General features: G+C 44.2%; 1 protein-coding gene. It reads left to right on the forward strand.

Annotated elements, in window-relative coordinates; all coding sequences use genetic code 11:
• Positions 1-27: 27 nt before the first annotated feature.
• Positions 28-464: class II glutamine amidotransferase (locus AC13HU_RS38135; protein ID WP_483046574.1), on the forward strand; the 437-nt coding region annotated here is incomplete at its 3' end.

Raw genomic sequence — 464 nt, forward strand, 5'->3', positions numbered from 1 at the left:
GTCCTAGATGGTGCTGATAACCATTTGGTGAAGGCTGTTGGTCGTATCGCAGAATTGTCTGCCAAGACAGCTGGTGTTGAGGGAACAACTGGTATCGGACATACTCGTTGGGCAACTCATGGGAAACCAACGGAAGACAATGCTCACCCACACCGCTCTGAGACAGAACGTTTTGTCTTGGTTCACAATGGGGTGATTGAAAACTACCTTGAAATTAAAGAAGAATACCTTGCTGGGCACCACTTCAAAGGGCAAACAGATACGGAAATCGCCGTACATTTGATTGGAAAATTTGCGGAAGAAGACGGTCTCTCAGTACTTGAAGCCTTTAAAAAAGCTCTTCATATTAACCGTGGTTCATATGCCTTTGCCTTGATTGACACTGAAAATCCAGATGTCATCTATGTAGCGAAAAACAAATCTCCACTTTTGATTGGTCTTGGGGAAGGCTACAATATGGTCTG

Source organism: Streptomyces sp. NH27 (assembly GCF_056859195.1).